The sequence below is a fragment of the Streptomyces sp. NPDC127177 genome (genome assembly GCF_042672475.1).
GTDB lineage: Bacteria > Actinomycetota > Actinomycetes > Streptomycetales > Streptomycetaceae > Streptomyces.
Map to the genome: position 1 here is coordinate 214184 of NZ_JBHXUW010000002.1, position 18172 is coordinate 232355.

The 18172-nt window shown below is 72.8% G+C and carries 15 protein-coding genes; 13 read left to right on the forward strand and 2 right to left on the reverse strand.

The genetic code is table 11. The features are described from left to right. Nucleotides 1-82: 82 nt before the first annotated feature. The 3 genes from ACFVJX_RS03355 (at nucleotide 83) to ACFVJX_RS03365 (ending at nucleotide 4385) form a co-directional block, all read left to right on the forward strand. Nucleotides 83-1147 carry an iron-siderophore ABC transporter substrate-binding protein gene (locus ACFVJX_RS03355; RefSeq protein WP_384125354.1) on the forward strand — a complete coding sequence of 355 codons (1065 nt, stop codon included), beginning with the start codon at nucleotides 83-85 and terminating at the stop codon, nucleotides 1145-1147. Further along, entirely contained in the window at nucleotides 1144-3246 is a 2103-nt protein-coding gene (locus ACFVJX_RS03360; protein ID WP_384125356.1) for an iron ABC transporter permease, read from the forward strand. The genes ACFVJX_RS03355 and ACFVJX_RS03360 overlap by 4 nt, the downstream gene beginning before the upstream one ends. A 68-nt stretch (nucleotides 3247-3314) precedes the next feature. Further along, complete coding sequence (locus tag ACFVJX_RS03365) at nucleotides 3315-4385, forward strand: peptidase C39 family protein (protein WP_384125358.1); 1071 nt, start codon at nucleotides 3315-3317, stop codon at nucleotides 4383-4385. 77 nt (nucleotides 4386-4462) lie between these two features. Here the strand turns inward: ACFVJX_RS03365 and ACFVJX_RS03370 are convergent, their stop codons facing one another. Both ACFVJX_RS03370 and ACFVJX_RS03375 read right to left on the reverse strand, forming a co-directional pair. Beyond that, on the reverse strand, nucleotides 4463-5029 hold the full coding sequence (locus ACFVJX_RS03370; protein ID WP_384125359.1) for a GNAT family N-acetyltransferase: 567 nt from the start codon (nucleotides 5027-5029) through the stop codon (nucleotides 4463-4465). A 25-nt stretch (nucleotides 5030-5054) separates the two neighbouring features. Next, nucleotides 5055-6413 carry an alpha/beta hydrolase gene (locus ACFVJX_RS03375; protein ID WP_384125361.1) on the reverse strand — a complete coding sequence of 453 codons (1359 nt, stop codon included), beginning with the start codon at nucleotides 6411-6413 and terminating at the stop codon, nucleotides 5055-5057. Nucleotides 6414-6726: 313 nt separating this feature from the next. Between ACFVJX_RS03375 and ACFVJX_RS03380 the strand changes: the two genes are divergently transcribed. The 10 genes from ACFVJX_RS03380 to ACFVJX_RS03425 all read left to right on the forward strand — a co-directional run bounded on the left by ACFVJX_RS03380 (nucleotide 6727) and on the right by ACFVJX_RS03425 (nucleotide 18082). Then, nucleotides 6727-7983 carry an ATP-grasp domain-containing protein gene (locus ACFVJX_RS03380; protein WP_384125363.1) on the forward strand — a complete coding sequence of 419 codons (1257 nt, stop codon included), beginning with the start codon at nucleotides 6727-6729 and terminating at the stop codon, nucleotides 7981-7983. Beyond that, on the forward strand, nucleotides 7980-8834 hold the full coding sequence (locus ACFVJX_RS03385) for a hypothetical protein (protein ID WP_384125365.1): 855 nt from the start codon (nucleotides 7980-7982) through the stop codon (nucleotides 8832-8834). Before ACFVJX_RS03380 ends, ACFVJX_RS03385 begins: the two co-directional genes overlap by 4 nt. Continuing rightward, nucleotides 8831-9922 carry a PLP-dependent cysteine synthase family protein gene (locus ACFVJX_RS03390; protein WP_384125367.1) on the forward strand — a complete coding sequence of 364 codons (1092 nt, stop codon included), beginning with the start codon at nucleotides 8831-8833 and terminating at the stop codon, nucleotides 9920-9922. The genes ACFVJX_RS03385 and ACFVJX_RS03390 overlap by 4 nt, the downstream gene beginning before the upstream one ends. Beyond that, entirely contained in the window at nucleotides 9919-10980 is a 1062-nt protein-coding gene (locus ACFVJX_RS03395; RefSeq protein WP_384125369.1) for a dipeptide epimerase, read from the forward strand. Before ACFVJX_RS03390 ends, ACFVJX_RS03395 begins: the two co-directional genes overlap by 4 nt. Then, nucleotides 10977-12236 (forward strand): MFS transporter, encoded by a 1260-nt coding sequence (locus ACFVJX_RS03400; protein WP_384125371.1) that lies wholly within the window; start codon nucleotides 10977-10979, stop codon nucleotides 12234-12236. Before ACFVJX_RS03395 ends, ACFVJX_RS03400 begins: the two co-directional genes overlap by 4 nt. An 18-nt stretch (nucleotides 12237-12254) precedes the next feature. Further along, nucleotides 12255-13046, forward strand: a complete 792-nt coding sequence (locus ACFVJX_RS03405; RefSeq protein ID WP_384125373.1) for a class I SAM-dependent DNA methyltransferase — start codon at nucleotides 12255-12257, stop codon at nucleotides 13044-13046. Nucleotides 13047-13135: 89 nt separating this feature from the next. Next, nucleotides 13136-14773: an ABC transporter substrate-binding protein gene (locus ACFVJX_RS03410; protein ID WP_384125375.1), complete on the forward strand. Its 1638-nt coding sequence runs from the start codon at nucleotides 13136-13138 to the stop codon at nucleotides 14771-14773. After that, a complete protein-coding gene (locus ACFVJX_RS03415; protein ID WP_384125377.1) occupies nucleotides 14770-15723 on the forward strand; it encodes an ABC transporter permease in 954 nt (317 codons plus the stop codon). Before ACFVJX_RS03410 ends, ACFVJX_RS03415 begins: the two co-directional genes overlap by 4 nt. Continuing rightward, nucleotides 15720-16541, forward strand: coding sequence for an ABC transporter permease (locus tag ACFVJX_RS03420; protein ID WP_384125379.1), 822 nt, complete (start codon nucleotides 15720-15722; stop codon nucleotides 16539-16541). Before ACFVJX_RS03415 ends, ACFVJX_RS03420 begins: the two co-directional genes overlap by 4 nt. Beyond that, entirely contained in the window at nucleotides 16538-18082 is a 1545-nt protein-coding gene (locus ACFVJX_RS03425; RefSeq protein WP_384125381.1) for an ABC transporter ATP-binding protein, read from the forward strand. Before ACFVJX_RS03420 ends, ACFVJX_RS03425 begins: the two co-directional genes overlap by 4 nt. Nucleotides 18083-18172 lie beyond the last annotated feature (90 nt).

Genomic DNA, 18172 nt, shown 5'->3' on the forward strand with positions numbered 1-18172 from the left:
GGACGTCCCCCTGCCCGCAGCGGCACAGCCGCCGCCGCGACCCACTCGACTCATCGCTTCATCGCAAGAAAGAGGATCGTTCATGAACCGTGCCCACCGCCTGGCGGCGTCAGCCTCCACCGGGCTCATAGTCCTCGCCGCAACGGCTTGCGGCACGACCAGCGTCGACAAGGCCGACCCCGCCGACGGCGCAAGCGCCTCGCCCGCGTCGGCGAGCTGCGCGCAGGACACCACGACCACCTCGACGAAGCCGGTCTCCTTCAAGGACGGCGTCGGCCGGCAGGTGAAGCTGGACAAGCCCGCCAAGCGGATCGCGGTCCTGGAATGGCAGCAGGTCGAGGACGCGCTGACCCTCTGCGTCACCCCCACCGCTGTCTCCGACGCGAAGGGATACAGCACCTGGGTCAGCGCCGAGAAGCTGCCCAGCGGGGTGACCGACATCGGCACCCGTGAGGAGCCCGACCTCGACACCCTCTACGCGGCCAAGCCCGACCTCATCGTCGTGGAGGCGTTCAAGGCCGACGACGAGACCCTCACGAAGCTGGAGAAGCGAGGCGTCCCCGTGATGGCCACGCTGGGGGCGGACCCGAAGGACCCGATCGGGAACATGAAGAACGTGTTCAGCATGATCGGCAAGGCGACAGGGCGCACCGAGCGGGCCGACCAGGTGCTCAAGACGTTCGACGACCACCTCGCGACGGCGAAGCAGCGGGTCACCGACGCCGAGCTGCCGACGAAGGACTTCCTGTTCTTCGACGGATGGCTGGAGGGAGGCAACCTCACCGTCCGCCCCTACGGCAAGGGCGCCCTGTTCACCCAGATCGGTGAGGAGCTCGGCATGAAGCCCGTGTGGACCGACGACGTCAACAAGGCCCACGGTGACGGAGGCGTCGACCCGTCCTACGGCCTCGCGCAGACCGACGTCGAGGGACTCACCGCGGTGGGTGACGCCAACTTCTTCTACGCCAACGACGAAGGCGCCGGCGGGTACGTCGCCGCGCTGGAGAAGAACCCGCTCTGGAAGACCATCCCGGCAGTGAAGGAAGGCCGCGCACACGCGTTCCCGTCGGGCGTGTGGGGCGCCGGAGGACCGCTCTCCTGCGAGCAGGCGATCGACGCCTACGTCGACGTACTCGACAAGAAGTGAGCACCACGCAGACATCGGCGTCCCCGGCGGAAGCGTTGCCGCGCACCGAGCGCGGTAACGGTCCCGCCGGGGTGGCCGTCCTGGCACTCCTTCTCGTCCTGACCGTCCTGGTGGGCATGTGGCACCTGACACAGGGGACTTCGGGCGTCGGCGTCGGCGATCTGGTGCGGTACCTCGCCGGGGACCGGGAGAACACCGGCGGAGCTCCCGTCGGCGAGATCCTCACCGGGTCGCGGCTGCCGCGACTGTTCGCGGGCGTGGCCGTGGGCCTCGCGCTCGGCTCCGCCGGTGCGCTGCTGCAGTCCGTCACGCACAACACGCTCGCCTCACCCGACACCCTCGCGGTGTCGGCCGGTGCCTACTTCACGCTCTCCGTCGTCGCCGCCCTCGGTCTCACCGTCCCGTTCTGGGCGTCGGGCGTGGTCGCCTTCGCCGGCGGTCTGGCGGCGGCCGCGCTCGTGCTGGGCCTCGCGGGCCGGGCCGCGGGCACATCGGGTACCCGCCTCATCCTCGCGGGGTCGGCGATCGCCATGGCCCTGGACTCGGCGACCGCGATGGTCCTCATCCTCTTCAAGCAGAACACGACGGGTCTCTTCGCCTGGGGGAGCGGTTCGCTCGCGCAGATGAACATCGACGCCTCGGTCCGCGCGTTCCCGGTCGTTGCCGTGGTGCTGTGCGTCGCCCTGGCGCTGTCCCGGCGGCTCGACGTGATGAACCTCGGCGACGACGCCGCGTCCACGCTCGGCGTGCCGATCCGGTCGACCCGAGTGATCGCCGTGGTCTGCGCGGTGGTGCTGTCCAGCACGGCGGTGACACTCGCGGGTCCGATCGCCTTCGTCGGCCTCGGCGCACCCGTGCTGGCCCGGCTGCTCGCGGGCCGGGTCCGGGCCCTGCGCGGACACCTCTTCCTGGTGCCCGCCGCCGGTCTGCTCGGCGCACTGCTGATCCTGCTCGCTGACGCGACACTGCGCGCGGTGCAGGGCGCGAACGGGGCCGCCTCCATCCCCACCGGCGTACCGACCGCGCTGCTCGGATCCGTCGTGATCGTGGTCCTCGCGCTCCGCCTCCGCGACACGGGCCGGCTCCGGCAGCCCCCGCACGCGCGGGTCGCCGCCCGCTCGCGCCGCGCTTACCTCCTCGTCCTGTCCGGCGCGGTGGCACTCCTGGCTGTGGCAGCCGTCGTGGCGGTGCTGGCCGGAAGCCTCTGGCTGCGTACCGGGGACATCGTGCTCTGGGTCCAGGACGCCGCCCCCGACCTGATCGGACAGGCCCTCGACGACCGGGTCCCGCGCGTGGTCGCCGCGATCCTCGCCGGTGCGGCACTCGGACTGGCCGGCTGCGTCGTCCAGGGCGTCGTACGCAATCCACTCGCGGAGCCGGGTGTGCTGGGCATCACGGCGGGCGCCGGCCTGGGCGCGGTAGCCGTCGTCACGTCGGGACTGTCCGGTGGACGGACGCTGCTCGTCGTGGCCGCGGTCGTGACGGGGCTCGCCACGTTCGCACTGATCGCCCTGCTGTCCTGGCGCGGCGGCTTCCTGCCCGACCGGTTCGTACTGATCGGCATCGGCTGCGGGTACGGACTCAGCTCCATCACCACCTTCCTCCTGCTCCGTGCCGACCCGTGGAACACACCCCGGATCTTCACCTGGCTCTCCGGTACGACCTACGGCCGCACGTTCCCCGACGTCGTACCGGTCGCGGTGGCCCTGGTCCTCGCGTTCCCCGTACTCCTCGCCATGCGTCACCGGCTCGATCTGCTCGCCGTCGACGAGGACACCCCTCGCATCGTCGGCATCAGGCCGGTACGCGTGCGGTTCACCGCGCTGACGATCGCCGCGGTCCTCGCGGCACTCAGCGTGGTCGCCGTCGGCGTCGTCGGCTTCGTGGGGCTCGTCGCCCCGCACCTCGCCCGGTCGCTGGTGGGGGCCCGGCACGGGCGGTCGATACCGGTCGCGATGCTGCTCGGCGGACTGCTCGTCTGTGTGGCCGACGCCCTCGGCCGTACGGTCGTCGCGCCGGCCCAGGTGCCGGCTGGACTCATGATCGCCCTGGTCGGCGCCCCTTACTTCGTCTGGGTGCTGCGGCAGTCCCGCGCATGACACCGCAAGGCAGCCCCCGCGCCGCCAGGCCTCCCTCCCTCCCCCTCCGTCCCATCAGGAGCACCGGAATGTCGTCCCAGCAGGAAGCGCCAGTGAAGAGTGTCGTCGTCCCCTTCGAGCCGGCCCTCTCGCAGACCCTGCCGGGCCGGCTCGGAGGTCACGGGGTACCGGAGCGCTGGCAGGCGGTCGACCGCTCCGCCCATGCCCCTCACGTCATAGCCGTTCCGGCCGACGACGGTGACGGCTGGAGCGCTGCCGCGCTCGTGACGGCGCGTCCGGACACGTCCTATCTGAAGATCGTCGACGCCGTCGGCGACGTACCGGCGGCCGTCGCGGCCGTCGTCGCCCACGCACGCCGCCGAGAACTCGTGCAGGTCAAGTGGGAAGGCTGGACGGCAAGCCCGGAGGAGGCGGCCGCCGCCGGCTTCGCTCCTCTGAGTCCCGCGCTCATGCAGTCGGACGGCGCCGCCGGACCGGCCGCGGGATACGTCCGTTGGCTGTGCGACAGCGCCGTGACCGAGCCCCCGTACTACGGGCAGACCACGCACTTCACGTGCGGGGCCGTCACCGCCCTGGTCGCGCAGGCGCACGAAGGGGCGCTGCCGTGGGAGGCCCTCGACCGCCGGGCGGAGCTGACGCTGTGGCGCGACGCGACCAACTTCCCGGCCTGCGAACCCGTCGGACTGGGCGTCGCCCTGCGACGGGCCCGGCCGTCGGCCCCCGTCACGGTGCACCTCGACACGGACCGGCCCGTCCTGCTCGACCACTACCCGGAGAAGGAACAGGAGTGGCGGGCCCTGCTCCAGCGCGCGTCACGCGTGGACGCCGGACGGATCGGCGTCCCGATCGACCCGGGCCACCTCTCCATGACCGCGATCCGGGACGCGATCGACCGGAGGGAGCACGTGCTGCTCCTGCTCTCGCTCGCCGCGATGCAAGGGTTCGACGTGCCGCACTGGGTGCTGTGCCACGGTGTCGTACCCGGCGCCGTCGTGATCGAGGACCCCTGGGCCAACGCGGATACGGGGGACACCTGGGTCGACGCGCACCTCCTGCCGGTCCCCGACCTGGCCCTCGACACCATGTCGGCCATCTCGGCGGACGGCTTCCGGGGCGCCGTGACCATCGGCCGCCCGTAGCGCGGCGAGGTGCGGCCGGCCGTGCTCACGTCGGACGAGGACACCCGCTCGCCCGACGAGAGCGCGGCCTTCCGCCGTCAGCAGGGCATCGGGATCTCGAAGTGCACCGTGCCTACGCCGGGGCCGTGTTCACCGGTCGTCCGGGCGTCGAAGACCTCCTTGGCCATGCTCCGCCAGAACGCCTCGGCGCCCTCCACATGCACGTTGGTGTGCAGGTAGATGCTCTCGTAGCCCGGGGTGCCGGCGGCGAAGTCGCACGCCGCGCGTACCAGTGTCCGCGCCAGTCCCTGCCGCCTGTGCCCGGCCCTGACGTAGACGCGGACGATCTGCGCGGTCGTGCCCGAGGGGTAGCGCTCGGCGAGCCAACGGGGGTGCGGGGGGTGGGCCGGGCCTGCCGACCGTACGCCGGTCGTCGCCACCACCTCGCCGGCGTGGACCGCCACCAGAAGCAGGTGCCGGGGATCGTCCAGGTAGGTGCGCGTGATGTCCATGACGTCGTGGTGCCATGCGGGTACGTAGCCGTAGCCGAACTCCTGGTAGAAGGTGTCGAGCATGATGCGGCGGGCTCCCGCCACGTCCGCGTCCGTGGCGGGGCGCACGGTGTACGGGGGGCTGGACGTCGTGTTGTACGAGTTGCTGGTCATGGCGTGACTCCTGCTCACTGATGGCTCATTCGGTGCGGGTGGGGGTGGGGCCCTGTGGTGTCGGCAGGCCGGGGCCGTCGCAGTCCACGTCCGTCACGGGGAGGGTGCCGTCGACGAGGAAGGCAGCGGTGGCGTCGTCCACGCACGCGTTTCCCCGGCTGGCGAACACGCCGTGGGAGTAGTCGTCGTGGAGTGTGACCAGACGCGAGCCGGGCAGCCGCCCTCGAAGCCGGCGAGCGCCCTCGATGGGCGTGACCGGGTCGTGCTCCGAGGCGATCAGCAGTGCCGGTGGGGCGTCGGGGCTGCCGAGCCGGGTGCCGCCGGCGGGTATTCGGTGCCAGTAGGCGCAGACCGATGCCGCCATCCCGGTGACGACCGGCAGCGGGTCGAGCCCCCGCAGACGCCGGAGGTCGGCCACGACCCGTTCCGGCGCCGGGCCGGGCCCGTCCGCGCACTTCACGACGCGGTTGGCGGACTCGTAGGTGCGTGACGCGGAGCCGTCGAAGGGCTCGGCGGGGCGCAGGAGTTCGGTGTCGGCCCCGTGCAGGTACGCCCGGATGCCCGCCGCGAGGCCCTCCCAGCGTTCCGTGCGGCCGAGCGCCCGGTAGACGGCGCGGTCGAACTCGGCGGGGCCGAAGCCTGCCTCGGGGTGCGCCGCCAGTCCCCGGCGTGCCCGGGTGTAGGCGGAACGTACCTGTCCGGCGGTGGTGCCCAGGCCGAAGCGCTGTGCGTAACGGGCGGTCCAGGCGAAGAACACCTGGCGCTGGCGCAGCAGCGCCCGGCTCTGCCGCAGGTCGAAGTCGTACCACGACTCGGGGCCGACGACGCTGTCGAGCACCATGCGGCCGACGTGCCGGGGGAAGAGTGCGGCATAGGCGGCGCCGAGGTAACTGCCGTACGAGACACCCAGGAAGCCGATCCGCCGCTCCCCGAGGGCGGAGCGGATGGCGTCCATGTCCCGTGCGGTCCGGGCGGTCGAGAGATACGTCAGCGCACCGGCGGCCCCCGCGGCGCAGTCGTCCGCCATGCGCTTCAGGGAGTCGAGGTACGCCCTCTCCGCGGCGCGGCCGGAGGGCACGGGTTCGGGTCCGGGGCTCTCGAAGAGGTCTCCCATCGAGCCGCAGTCCGCGGGTGCGCTCAGCCCCGTGCCGCGCGGGTCGAAGCCGATGAGGTCGTACGAACGGCGCACGCTCGCGGGCAGTTTGGCCCGTTTGGTGACGGCGTAGGCGAGCCCCGGGCCGCCGGGTCCGCCCGGATTCACCAGCAGGACGCCCCGCCGCTCCGCGGGTGGTCCCGACGCGGGCACGCGGGAGACGGCGATGCGGATGTGCTCGCCGCCCGGTTGTTCGTGGTCGAGCGGGACGCTCAGCCATCCGCACTCCACCCGGTCGGGGGGCTTCCGGGGCCGGCACGGACGCCGGACAGGCACCGAACCGCAGATCCGGTGTCCGGGCGGTGGCGGTGGCGTGGGCGGGGGTGGCCGGAGTGAGGGCGGTGGTGGTGGCCAGGAGGGCGCACAGCATGCCCCGGCGGCGTACGGCGGAAGTCACGGGTCTCGCATTCAGGGAATCGACACTGGATCAGATGACAATGAAAACGATTGTCGATAACGTGGCGTCGCGTCAAGCCGGACCGTCCGCCGGACGGGTGCCGCCGACGCGTCATGCCTGCAACCCGCGTTCTGAGAAGAGGAAGCCGTGGCCCATCTGCTGATGGTCGAGAGCTGGGTCGGATCGATGAGCAGACTTCTGCCACGGGCGATCCGGGAGGGCGGACACGAGTTCACCTTCCTCACCCGTGATCTGCACCACTACCTGCGCACCGCCCCCGAGGGCACCGAGCACCCCCTGCTCGCGGCACGGCACGTGCTGACCGCCGACACCAACGACATCGAGGCCCTGCTGCCCTTCGTCGTGCGCGCCCACGGCGCCCTGAACTTCGACGGGGTGATCACCTCCTGCGACTACTACCTGCCGACGGCGGCACGGATCGCCGACCGCCTGGGGCTGCCTGGCCCCGCCGCCACGGCCGTCGAGAGCGCCTGCCGCAAGGACGCCACCCGCCGGGTGCTCGCCGGCGCCGGAGTGCCGGGGCCGCGCTTCGCGGTCTGCGCCGACCTGGCCGAGGCCGCCGACGCGGCACACGAGATCGGCTACCCGCTGGTGCTCAAACCCGTGGACCTGTGCGCCGGGATGTTCGTACGACGCGTGGACGACGCCTCGGAACTGGCCGAAGCGTGCGGAGCGCTCGCGGAACTCCCCGTCAACGCGCGCGGACAGCGCCGCGAGCCCGTCGTCCTGCTCGAAGAGCTTCTGCGGGGACCGGAGGTCAGCGTCGAGACCGTTTCGTCCGACGGCGTGACGCACGTGGTCGGGGTGACCGACAAGAGCGTCGGCGGGGCGCCGGCCTTCATCGAGACCGGCCACATGTTCCCCGCGGCGCTCACCGCCGCCGACGCCGAGGCCGCCGCGGAGACGGCGGTGGGGGCGCTGCAGGCCCTCGGCCTGGACGGGGTCGTGGCCCACACCGAGATCAAACTGACGGCCGACGGCCCACGGGTGATCGAGGTCAACCCGCGCCCCGCCGGCAATCGCATCACCGAACTGGTCCGCCACGTCACGGGAATCGACCTCGCCGCGGCCTGCGTCGACGTGGCCCTGGGCCGCGAGCCCGACCTGCGGCCACGGACCACCGGTCTGCGCAGCGCCGCCATCGGATTCCTGGTGCCGGACACCACAGGAGTGCTGGAGTCCATCGACGGAGCCGACGGCGTACGCGCGGCGGCAGGCCTGCTGGAGGTCCAGCTGCCCGAACCCGGCAGGGCCGTCCGGGCCGCGGCCAGCAACAACGAGTACCTGGGCCATGTCATGGCAGCGGACGCCGAGGGCCCCGGAGCCCGCGCGCGCGTCGAGACGCTGCTCGCGGAACTCCGTCCGAAGGTGGCCGCACGATGACCGCCCTCACCGGCCCGCGAGCCGTCACCGCGACCTCGTACGACGAACTCGTCGACCGGGTGCTGCGCGGCGACTTCGGGCCCGATCCCAGGACCCGGCGGATCTCCGTGGCGTTCGCCACGCGGCAGGCCGTACGGCACGACGGCCGCGGCGCCGGCTACCGCAACGAAGTGCTGAGCCTGCGGCTGGCCGAGGCCGTCGGATCCTGCGCGGTCGAGCCCGGCGAACTGCCCGACGGTGCGATCGACGACTGCGTCGGGGCGGACGTCGCCCGCCTCCTGGAGCACGAACTGCCGCCGGTGCGGGTGGCCGCACTCGACGCCTACCTGATGCACGTCCTGCCCCACGGCCCGGCGAGCGGGGCACGAGCCTGCCCGCTGCCGGCCGGGAGCTCCCTGCTGAAGTCCCGGGCCAGGGCCGCCGCCGTGGCCGGCCTGCTCGATGTCGCCCCGGGAGCCACCGTGCTCGTCGTGGGAGTGGTCAACTCGCTGCTGGAGGCGCTGCGGTCGCGGGGCCTCGCGTACATACCGTGCGACCTCAAGGGCGGCACCACGGAGTGGGGCGAGCCGGTAAGGACCGACGCGCTGCCGCAACTGGAGCGCTGTGACGCCGTCCTTGCCTCGGGCATGGTGCTCGGCAACGGCAGCTTCGAGCCGCTCCGCAAGCACGCGCTGCGACACGGCAAGCCGCTGGTCATGTTCGCCCAGACGGGCAGCGCGGTGCTGCCGCGCCTCATCGGCGCCGGGGTCAGCGCCGTGTGCGCCGAGCCGTACCCCTTCTTCTGGCTCGACGGCGGTCCCGGGACCATCCACCACTACGGCGGCAGTGGCCGCCCGGGGGCCGCTCTGTGACCACCGCAGTCCTCAGCCCCGCCGGCAACCGTGAACTCCTCGCCCTGCTCGGCCGTACCCCGCTCGCCCGCATCAACGTCGACCTGCCCTGTCCGCATCCCGGGTTCTGGGCCAAGCTGGAGGGCCTCGGCGTCGGCGGCATGAAGGCACGAGCGGCCGTCTCCATGCTGCTCGGGGCCGAGGAACGCGGCGAACTGCGCCCCGGCGCACCGGTGGTGGAGTCCACCTCCGGGACCCTGGGCATCGGGCTGGCCTTCGCCGGCCAGGCCCTGGGCCATCCCGTCGTGCTGGTCGGCGACACGGAGCTGGAGCCCTCCATGCGCCGGCTGCTGCGGGCGTACGGTGCCCGGCTGGAGCTGGCCGACCGCCCCGCGGCCGAAGGCGGCTGGCAGGCCGCCCGGCTGGCCCGGCTGCGCGAACTGCTCTCGACGCTGCCCGACGCCTACTGGCCCGACCAGTACAACAACCCCGACAACGTCGCCGGTTACACCTCCCTCGCAGCCGAGCTCACCGTTCAGCTGGACCACCTCGACGTACTGGTGTGCAGCGTCGGCACCGGCGGCCACAGCGCCGGTGTCGCCGGACCGCTGCGCGAGCACTGGCCCGGCCTCCGGCTGATCGGCGTGGACGCCACCGGCTCGACGATCTTCGGACAGCCCGCCAGGCCCCGCCTGATGCGCGGCCTCGGCAGCAGCATCCACCCGCGCAACGTCTCCTACGACGCCTTCGACGAGGTCCACTGGGTCGGCCCGGCCGAGTCGGCGGGCGCCTGCCGAAAGCTCGCCAACGGCAACTTCGTCAGCGGCGGCTGGAGCACCGGAGCCGTCGCGCTCGTGGCCGCCTGGGCCGCCCGCGTCCAGCCCGGAGCCGTCGTCGCCACCGTCTTCCCCGACGGACCGCATCGCTACCTCGGCAGCATCTACGACGACGACTTCGCCGCCGCCCACGGGATCGACCCGGCCACCGCGGCCGGGCGGCCCGTCGAGATCCCGCATCCGCAGGCGGCGGAGGTCACCGGCTGGGCCCGGTGCCGGACCGTCACCGATCCGCTGAGCAGCCGAATCCCACGCCCGGAGGAGAGCCCGTGAAGGTCAGCCGGCGCACCGTACGGCTCCGCCTGAGCGAGCCGCTGCGCATATCCCGCTCGACGATGGCGGCCCGCGACGCCGTCTGGCTGTTCATCGAGCACGAAGGGCAACTCGGCCGCGGAGAGGCCGTCACCAGCGTCTACTACGGACTCGACGCACCCACCATCATGCGGCTGCTGGACGAAGCTGCCCCGGAACTGGCCCGGTTCGGCGACCCCGAGACCGCCCTGGACGCCATGCTCACCGGCGATCTCGCGGCGGACGGCCGGCCCCCGGCCGTGAACGCCGCCATCGAGTCGGCGCTCCTGGACCTGGTCGGCAAGCGCGCGGGCGCCCCGGTCCACGCGCTGCTCGGCACCACGCGCACACCATCGGCCGCGACCGCCCGCACCATCGGGATCACCTCTCCCGTGCGGGCCACGGCCGAGGCCTCCCGTCTGGTCCGGGACGGGTTCTCGGTCCTCAAGATCAAGGCCGGCACCCCGGACCCCGAGGACGACCTGGCGCGGGTACGGGCCGTGCGTGCCGCGGCTCCGCACGCCAGGCTGCTCCTGGACCCCAACGGGGCATGGACCGTCGCCATGACGGAACGGCTGCTGCCACGCCTCGCGGAACTGGGGATCGAGGCCGTGGAGCAGCCGGTCCCGCCGGGTGACCCCGAGGCCCTCGGGAGGCTCGCCGAACGCTCGCCGCTGCCGGTCATCGCCGACGAGGACGCGGTCGGCCTGGAGGACGCCCGCCGCCTGGCCGGCCGGGTCCAGGGCATCAACGTCAAGCTCGCCAAGTGCGGAGGTGTCGCCGCCGCTCTGCGGATCGCCGAACTGATCGACGGCACCGGGACCGGGCTGATGCTCGGCTGCCTGACCGCCAGCACGCTCGGCATCGCCCCCGCCGTGCATCTCGCCGATCGCGCCCGGTGGATCGACCTCGACGGACACCTGCTCCTCGCCCACGACCCGTGGACCGGTATCGGCGGCGCCGACGGGACCGTGCGGGCAGGGCGTGAACCCGGCCTGGGCGTGCTCCCGCGCACCGGAGCGGTGCGTGAGCACACGTGAGGACATGGCACGAGATACGCGGCTTCCCGCTCGCGATACGGCTCCTCCTGGTCAACCAGCTCGGCGTCAATACCGGCTTCTACCTGCTCATCCCTTACCTCGCCGTGCACTTGACCGAGGACCTCGGACTGTCGGCCGCTGTCGTCGGCATCGTCCTCGGCATCCGGAACCTCAGCCAGCAGGGCCTGTTCCTCATCGGCGGATCGGCTTCCGACCGGCTGGGCGCGCGGGGGGTCATCATCGCCGGCTGCGCGCTGCGCACCGCCGGGTTCGGGCTCTTCGCGCTCGGCGACGGACTGACGGTGCTGCTGGCCGCCTCCGTGCTCAGCGGACTGGCCGGGGCACTGTTCAACCCGGCCGTGCGCGCCTATCTCGCCCTGGAAGCGGGGGAACGCAAGGCCGAGGCCTTCGCCCTGTTCAACGTCTTCGCGACCATGGGCGCGCTGATGGGGCCACTGCTCGGCAGCGCACTCCTGGTGGTCGACTTCCGCGCCTCGGCGCTCACCGCGGCCGGGATATTCGCCGTGCTCACCCTCGCCCAGGCCGTCGTACTGCCCGCACGCGAGGTGACCCCGTCCGCGAACAGCGTCCTCGGGGACTGGCGCGAGGTGACCGGTAACCGTGGATTCGTGGCGTTCTCCGTGGCCATGGTCGGCATGTTCGCGATGGAGAACCAGCTGTACCTGCTGCTGCCGGACGGGGCGCGCCGGGCCACCGGCTGGGACGGCGCCGCCGGAATGGTCTTCCTGGTCGGCACCGTCACCAACCTCTGTCTGCAACTGCGCATCACACGGGCACTGAAGCGGCGCGGCAGCCGGGCGGTGTGGATCAGCGCGGGGCTCGCGCTGATGGGGCTGGCCTTCATACCGCCGATGACGGTGTCGGGGGCCGGCGCGTCGCACGGCGGCGCCGGGGCAGGGGTGCTCGCGGCGCTGCCCGTCCTGACGGGTGCGCTGCTGCTCTACCTCGGCGTCATGATCGCCCAGCCCTTCGTGCTGGAGCTGATACCCCGCTTCGGCCGCCCGGAGCTCACCGGCACCTGCTTCGGGCTGTTCTACGTGGTCTCGGGCATAGCCGCGGCCCTGGGGAACACGGTGATCGGCTGGGCCATGGACACGGGCGAGCGGACGGGGGAGCGGTGGCTGCCCTGGGCGTGCTGCCTGGCCTTCGGACTCGCCTCCGCCTCCGCCGTCGCCTGGCTCCACCGCCGGCGCGTGCTGCCCGCCCCCGCACCCCCCGTACCGGTTCCGGCATAAGGACGTGAGGAGACACCCATGAGCCACGCCAACCTGCTCACCGACAACCCGGTCCTGTACGAGGCCCGGTTCCCCGACGAGACGCGCCTGGCGGGCCGTTGGACCGAGGACTGCCTGCTGCGGTACGCGGCCGGCCCCCGGGTCCTGGACCTCGGCTGCGGCACCGGACGTGACGCCGCGCACCTGCACGGCGCCGGCCGCGCGGTCGTGGGTGCTGATCTGTCCGGGACGATGCTGGAGTACGCCCGCGCGCACCACCCCGGCCCCGAGTACCTGCGGGCGGACCTGCGCGGATTCGATCTCGGGGAACGGTCCTTCGACGCCGTGGTGTCCCTGGACAGCGCCCTGCTGTACTGCCACACCAACGACGAACTCGACGGCTTCCTGAGCTCCTCCCGACGCTCGCTGGCACCCGGAGGGCTGCTCGTCGCGGAGATGCGCAACGGTGCCTTCTTCCTCGGCCGTACCGAACTGCTCGACACCGCCCGCCTCGACGTCTTCACCTGGCACGGCACCGTCTACCGGTCCACCACCCGCCTGCGTCTGGACCGGGCCGCGCAACTCCTGCGGCGGACCCGTGTCTGGACCGCGGACGACGGATCACCGCCCGTCGAGCAGCACTCCGCCTGGCGGCTCCTCTTCCCGCAGGAGCTGCGCCAACTCCTCGCCGTGCACGGCTTCGAGGTGCTCGCCCTGTACGACGGGCCGGGGCCCCGTACGGAGCCGCAGTGGAGGGAGGGCGACCTGCCCGCCACCACGGCCGATGCCGACCGGCTGCATGTCGTGGCCCGTCTGAACCACCCCGTCTGAACCACCCCGTCCGTCGGCTCACCCCGTCCGGCTCACCGGCCCACCCACCCCCTCCCGTCCCTGATCGCTCGCACAGCAAGGACCCCCTCATGAACGACGTCCCCGACATTTCCTCCGACGGCCCCGACGGCCCCGACGGCCCCGACGGCCCCTTCGGCCCCCGCCGGGCCGGCCTGCGCCGCCGCGGTTTCCTCGCCGCAGCCGGCGGCGCGGCCGGACTGGGCGCGCTCGCCCTCACCGGCTGCGCCGGCTCCGGCACCGCCGGAGGCCCCGCCGAGGCGGACGGCAAACCGCGGCGCGGCGGACGGCTGCGTGCCGCCTTCGCCGGCGGTGGTGCGAGCGAGACGCTCGACCCGCACCTGGCCAACCTCTTCGCCGATGCCGCCCGCGCCAAGGCCCTGTTCGACAAGCTCGCCGACTACGGACCCGACCTCTCCGCACAGCCCCGGCTCGCCTCGGCGTGGGAACCGGGCGCCGGCCTGGACCGCTGGCGGGTCACGCTGCGCGAGGCCGACTTCCACGACGGCAAGCCGGTCACCGCACAGGACGTCCTGTACAGCTACCGCCGCATCGCCGACCCGGCGAAGGCGTTCCGGGCCAAGGCGTCGCTCGAGCCCATCGACCTCACCAGGAGCAGAGCCGTCGACCGGCGCACCATCGAGTTCGTACTCAAGCGTCCGACGGCCGAATTCCCCAACGTGCTCGCCGCGTTCGGCGCGTACATCGTGCCCGAGGGCCTCAAGGCGTTCGACACGGAGCCGGTCGGCAGCGGCCCGTTCCGCTTCGTGTCCTTCGCGCCGGGCAAGTCCGCGGTCTTCAGGCGCAACGACGCCTACTGGGAGGGCGCCCCCCACCTGGACGAGCTGGAGTTCGTCGTGGCCAACGAGGAATCGGCCCGTGCAAACGCCCTGCTCGGCGGCCAGGTCGAGTACGCCCACGAGCTCAACCCCGCCACCGCACGCGCCCATGAGGACCGGGGACAGATCCGGATAGTCCGGCTGCGCAACAGCGCCATGCAGGGCTTCGTCATGAAGACCGACCGTCCCCCGTTCGACGACCGGCGGGTCCGCGAGGCGTTCTTCCTGATCGCCGACCGCAAGGAACTGGTCGACGGAGCGCTGTCCGGAGCCGGCGAGATCGGGAACGACCTGTTCGGCAAGGGGTACGAGTACTACGACGACAGCCTGCCGCAGCGCGAACAGGACCTCGGCCGGGCCCGCACCCTGCTGAAGCAGGCCGGCGCCGAACACCTCGAAGTCACCCTCGACACCTCACCCGTCGCCGCCGGCTTCACCGAGGCCGCGGCGATCTTCCGTGACCAGGCGGCCGCGGCCGGAGTGACCGTCAGGATCAGGACCGGCAGCAAGGACAGCTACTGGCAGGACATCCTCGACTCCGGGACGCTCGCCTCCTACCGCTCCGGCGCCATGCCCATCGAGTCCCACATCTCGCAGCGCCTCCTCACCGATTCCACCACCAACGCGACGCACTGGCGGCACAAGGACTTCGACGCCCTCTACCAGCAGGCCCAGTCCACCAAGGACGCCAAGGACCGCGCCGCCGTCTACGCGCGCATGCAGCGCCGCCTGCACACCGAGGGCGGCTTCCTGATCTGGGGCTTCGCCGACTGGATCCTCGGCACCGCCCGTAACGTGCGCGGCGTCGAGCACCAGGCACCCGCCAACTCGCTCGGCTGGGCGCGCTTCGACAAGGTCTGGCTGGCGTGAACCGGATCCGGACCTGGGCAGCCCGGCGGCTGCTGCTCGGCGTGGCACAGACGGCGGCCGTCGTGCTGCTCGTCTTCGCCCTCACCGAGGCGCTCCCGGGCGACGCCGCCGTGGCGCTCGCCGGTGACCAGCCCGACCCGGAGCGGATCGAGGCCATCCGCACGGCGATGCACCTGGACCTGTCGGCACGGGAACGACTGACGGACTGGGCGGCCGGGCTGCTGCACGGCGACTTCGGCACGTCCCTGGCCTCGGGACGACCCGTCAGCTCGTACATCGTGGACGGCTTCGGCCCGACGGTACTGCTCGCCGCGCTCACGCTGACGCTGCTGGTCCCGGCCGGGGTCGGCCTCGGTGTGCTGGCCGCCCGCCACGAGGGGCGGCTGGTCGACCGGATCGTCAGCTCGGTGACGCTCGGCGTGTACGCGATCCCTGAGTTCGCCTTCGGAGTGCTGCTGGTCACCGTGTTCTCCCTGCGCCTCGGCTGGCTCCCGCCGACCGCCGTCGGCTACGGCGACGACCTGCTCGGCCACCCCGCGGCACTGGTCCTGCCCGTGCTCGTCCTGCTGTCGAGGCCGGTGTGCTCGCTGTCCCGGCTGGTACGGGCCGGCATGATCGACGCGCTGGCCTCGCCGTACGTCGCCCAGGCCCGCCGCTGCGCCGTCCCCGGCGCCCGCATCCGGTACGCGCACGCCCTGCCCAACGCGATCGCGCCCGCCGCCCAGCAGCTCGCCCGGACGGTTGACTGGCTGCTGTGCGGTGTCATCGTCGTCGAGGCGCTGTACGTGATCCCCGGGCTGGGCACCGTGCTGATGAACGCCGTCGCGGAGCGGGACGTGCCCGTGGTGCAGGGCCTGGCCCTGGTCTTCGGGCTGATCGCGGTGGTACTCAACCTCGGCGCCGACCTGGTCGCCCACCGCTTCGCGCCACGGACGGGAGCGGCGGCATGAGCCCCTTCGCGGGCCCGCGGCCGGGACGCTTCGTGCTCGGCCTGGTGATCATTGCCGTGCCGCTCGCACTCGCACTGTTCGGCCCGCTCGTCGCGGGCGCTCCCGGGCCACGGGCGCCCTCGTTCGCCCTGGACGGTGGACACCGGCTCGGCACCGACTTCGTCGGCCGGGACGTCTGGCGGCAGGTACTGCTCGGCGGCCGGTCCGTGGTCCTCGTCGCACTCGGCGCGACCGCTCTGGCCTATCTCGTGGCCGTGCCGCTCGGCCTCGTCTGCGCGCTCACCCACCGGGCATGGATCGAGGAGCTGCTGATGCGGCCCGTGGACGTGCTGCTCGCCGTGCCGTCGCTGCTGATGATCCTGCTGGTGGCCGCAGTCCTCTCACCGGGGGCGGTCGGCCTCGCACTGCTGGTGGCCCTGGTCAACTTTCCGGACGCGGCGCGGATCGTCCGTGCCGTCGCGGCCGAGGCCGCCTCGCGCCCGGCGGTCGAGGCTCTGCGCATGCAGGGGGAGACGTGGTGGCGCATGGCTGTCGGCTACGTCGGCAGATCGGTCGTGCGGACGCTCGCCGCCGACGCGGGCGTACGGCTCACCGGCGTGCTCTACCTCGTGGCCACGGCGGCGTTCCTCGGCGTCGGAGTCGCGCCGGACGCCTCCGACTGGGCGGTGATGGTGGACCGCAATCGCACGGGGCTGTTCGTCCAGCCATGGGCGGTGGTGGTACCGGCCCTGATGATCGTCGCCCTGACCATGGGGAGCAACCTGCTCTTCGACGCCGTACTGGAAAAACCGCAACGGAACAGAGGGAAGCGGACGTGAACGCGGTCGCCGAGATCAAGGACCTGCGCATCGAGGCCGACGGCCGGGTGATCGTCGACGGGGTGAGCTTCCAGCTCCGGCCCGGCCGGGTCACCGCCCTCGTCGGCGCGTCAGGCAGCGGAAAGACGACCACCGGGCTGGCGCTGCTCGGCGAGTACCCGGAGGGCGCCCGGGTGACCGGCGAGGTCCATGTGGCGAACGGCCTCGTGGGATACGTGCCCCAGCACCCCGGGGCCGCGCTCAACCCCGCTCGCCGGGTCGGCGCGCTGCTCGGGGACATCGCCCGTGCCCAGGTGCGCTCGCTGCCCGGTTCCGAGCGCAGGGCAGCCGCGCGAGCACGTGTCCTACGGGCCCTGTCGCTCGCCCAGCTCCCGGACGGCGAGGCGTTGCTCCGCCGCCGGCCGCACCAGCTCTCGGGCGGCCAGCAGCAGCGCTTCGTCCTGGCGCAGGCCCTGCTGCTGGGCGCCGCGGTGGTGGTCGCGGACGAGCCGACCACGGGGCAGGACGCCCTGACGAAACGGGGCATCGTCGAACAACTGGCCGCGGTCGCCCGGCAGGGCATCGCCGTGCTCCTCCTGAGCCATGACCTGGACGTCGTTCGCGCCCTGGCCGACGAGGTACTGGTCATGAGCGGCGGGCGGGTGGTGGAGGCGGGTCCGGCGGAACGGCTGTGGCTCGCGCCGCGGCACCCCTGGACCGCCGAACTCCTCGCGGCGGAGCCGGAGATCGGGGACGGCCCGGTCCCCGGGGAGGGCGGCGGCCACGCGGCACTGCGGGTAAGCGGTCTCCGCGCCCGCCAACGCGGCGGCGACCGCACACCCAGGGAGGTGCTGCGCGTCCCCGAGCTCACCCTGCGCTCGGGCGAATGCCTGGCGGTCGTCGGCCGCTCCGGCAGCGGCAAGACCACACTCGCCCGCTGTCTCGCCGGGCTCCACCGCGACCACACAGGTGACGTACGGCTCGATGGCATCCCGCTGCCGCGCAGCCTGCGCGGCAGATCCCGGGAGCAACTGGCCGCCGTCCAGTACGTCTTCCAGGACGCCAGGGCCGCGTTCGACACATACCGGCCCGTCCTGGATCAGGTGGCACGGACGGCGGTGCGGCTGCGGGGAGCGGATCCGAGGGACGCACGTGCCGAGGCGCTGACCACACTGTCCGGCCTCGGGCTCGACGAGGAACTGGTGCGGCGCGCCCCCGGCCGGCTGTCCGGCGGCGAACTGCACAGGGCCGCGCTCGCGCGGGCCCTGCTTGCCCGGCCGAGGGTCCTCATCTGCGACGAGATCACCTCCGGCCTCGACGCGGTCACCCGGCGCCGCCTCCTGGAAACGCTCGCAGCCCTGCTGCGCGACCGGCCCGAACTGGCCCTGGTCCTCATCACCCACGACCTCGGCACCGCGGCGAGCGCCGCCCGCATCGCCGTACTCGACGCGGGCGAACTCATCGAGCAGGGGCCGGCCCGGCGGGTACTCACCTCACCGGTCCACGCCCTCACCGCATCGCTCGTCGGCCCGGTCCGCCCGCCGGCGGACCTGCGGTCCTGACGCCGAGCCGCGACACAACTCGCCCCCGATCCGGGACCCGTACGCCCTGGATCGGCTCGGATCGGCTCGGCTCGGATCGGCCTCGCGGCA

Coding starts and splice junctions, on each gene's coding strand:
- ACFVJX_RS03355 (WP_384125354.1), top strand. CDS start 83: ATGAACCGTGCCCACCGCCTGGCGGCGTCAGCCTCCACCGGGCTCATA.
- ACFVJX_RS03365 (WP_384125358.1), top strand. CDS start 3,315: ATGTCGTCCCAGCAGGAAGCGCCAGTGAAGAGTGTCGTCGTCCCCTTC.
- ACFVJX_RS03370 (WP_384125359.1), bottom strand. CDS start 5,029: ATGACCAGCAACTCGTACAACACGACGTCCAGCCCCCCGTACACCGTG.
- ACFVJX_RS03385 (WP_384125365.1), top strand. CDS start 7,980: ATGACCGCCCTCACCGGCCCGCGAGCCGTCACCGCGACCTCGTACGAC.
- ACFVJX_RS03405 (WP_384125373.1), top strand. CDS start 12,255: ATGAGCCACGCCAACCTGCTCACCGACAACCCGGTCCTGTACGAGGCC.
- ACFVJX_RS03410 (WP_384125375.1), top strand. CDS start 13,136: ATGAACGACGTCCCCGACATTTCCTCCGACGGCCCCGACGGCCCCGAC.
- ACFVJX_RS03420 (WP_384125379.1), top strand. CDS start 15,720: ATGAGCCCCTTCGCGGGCCCGCGGCCGGGACGCTTCGTGCTCGGCCTG.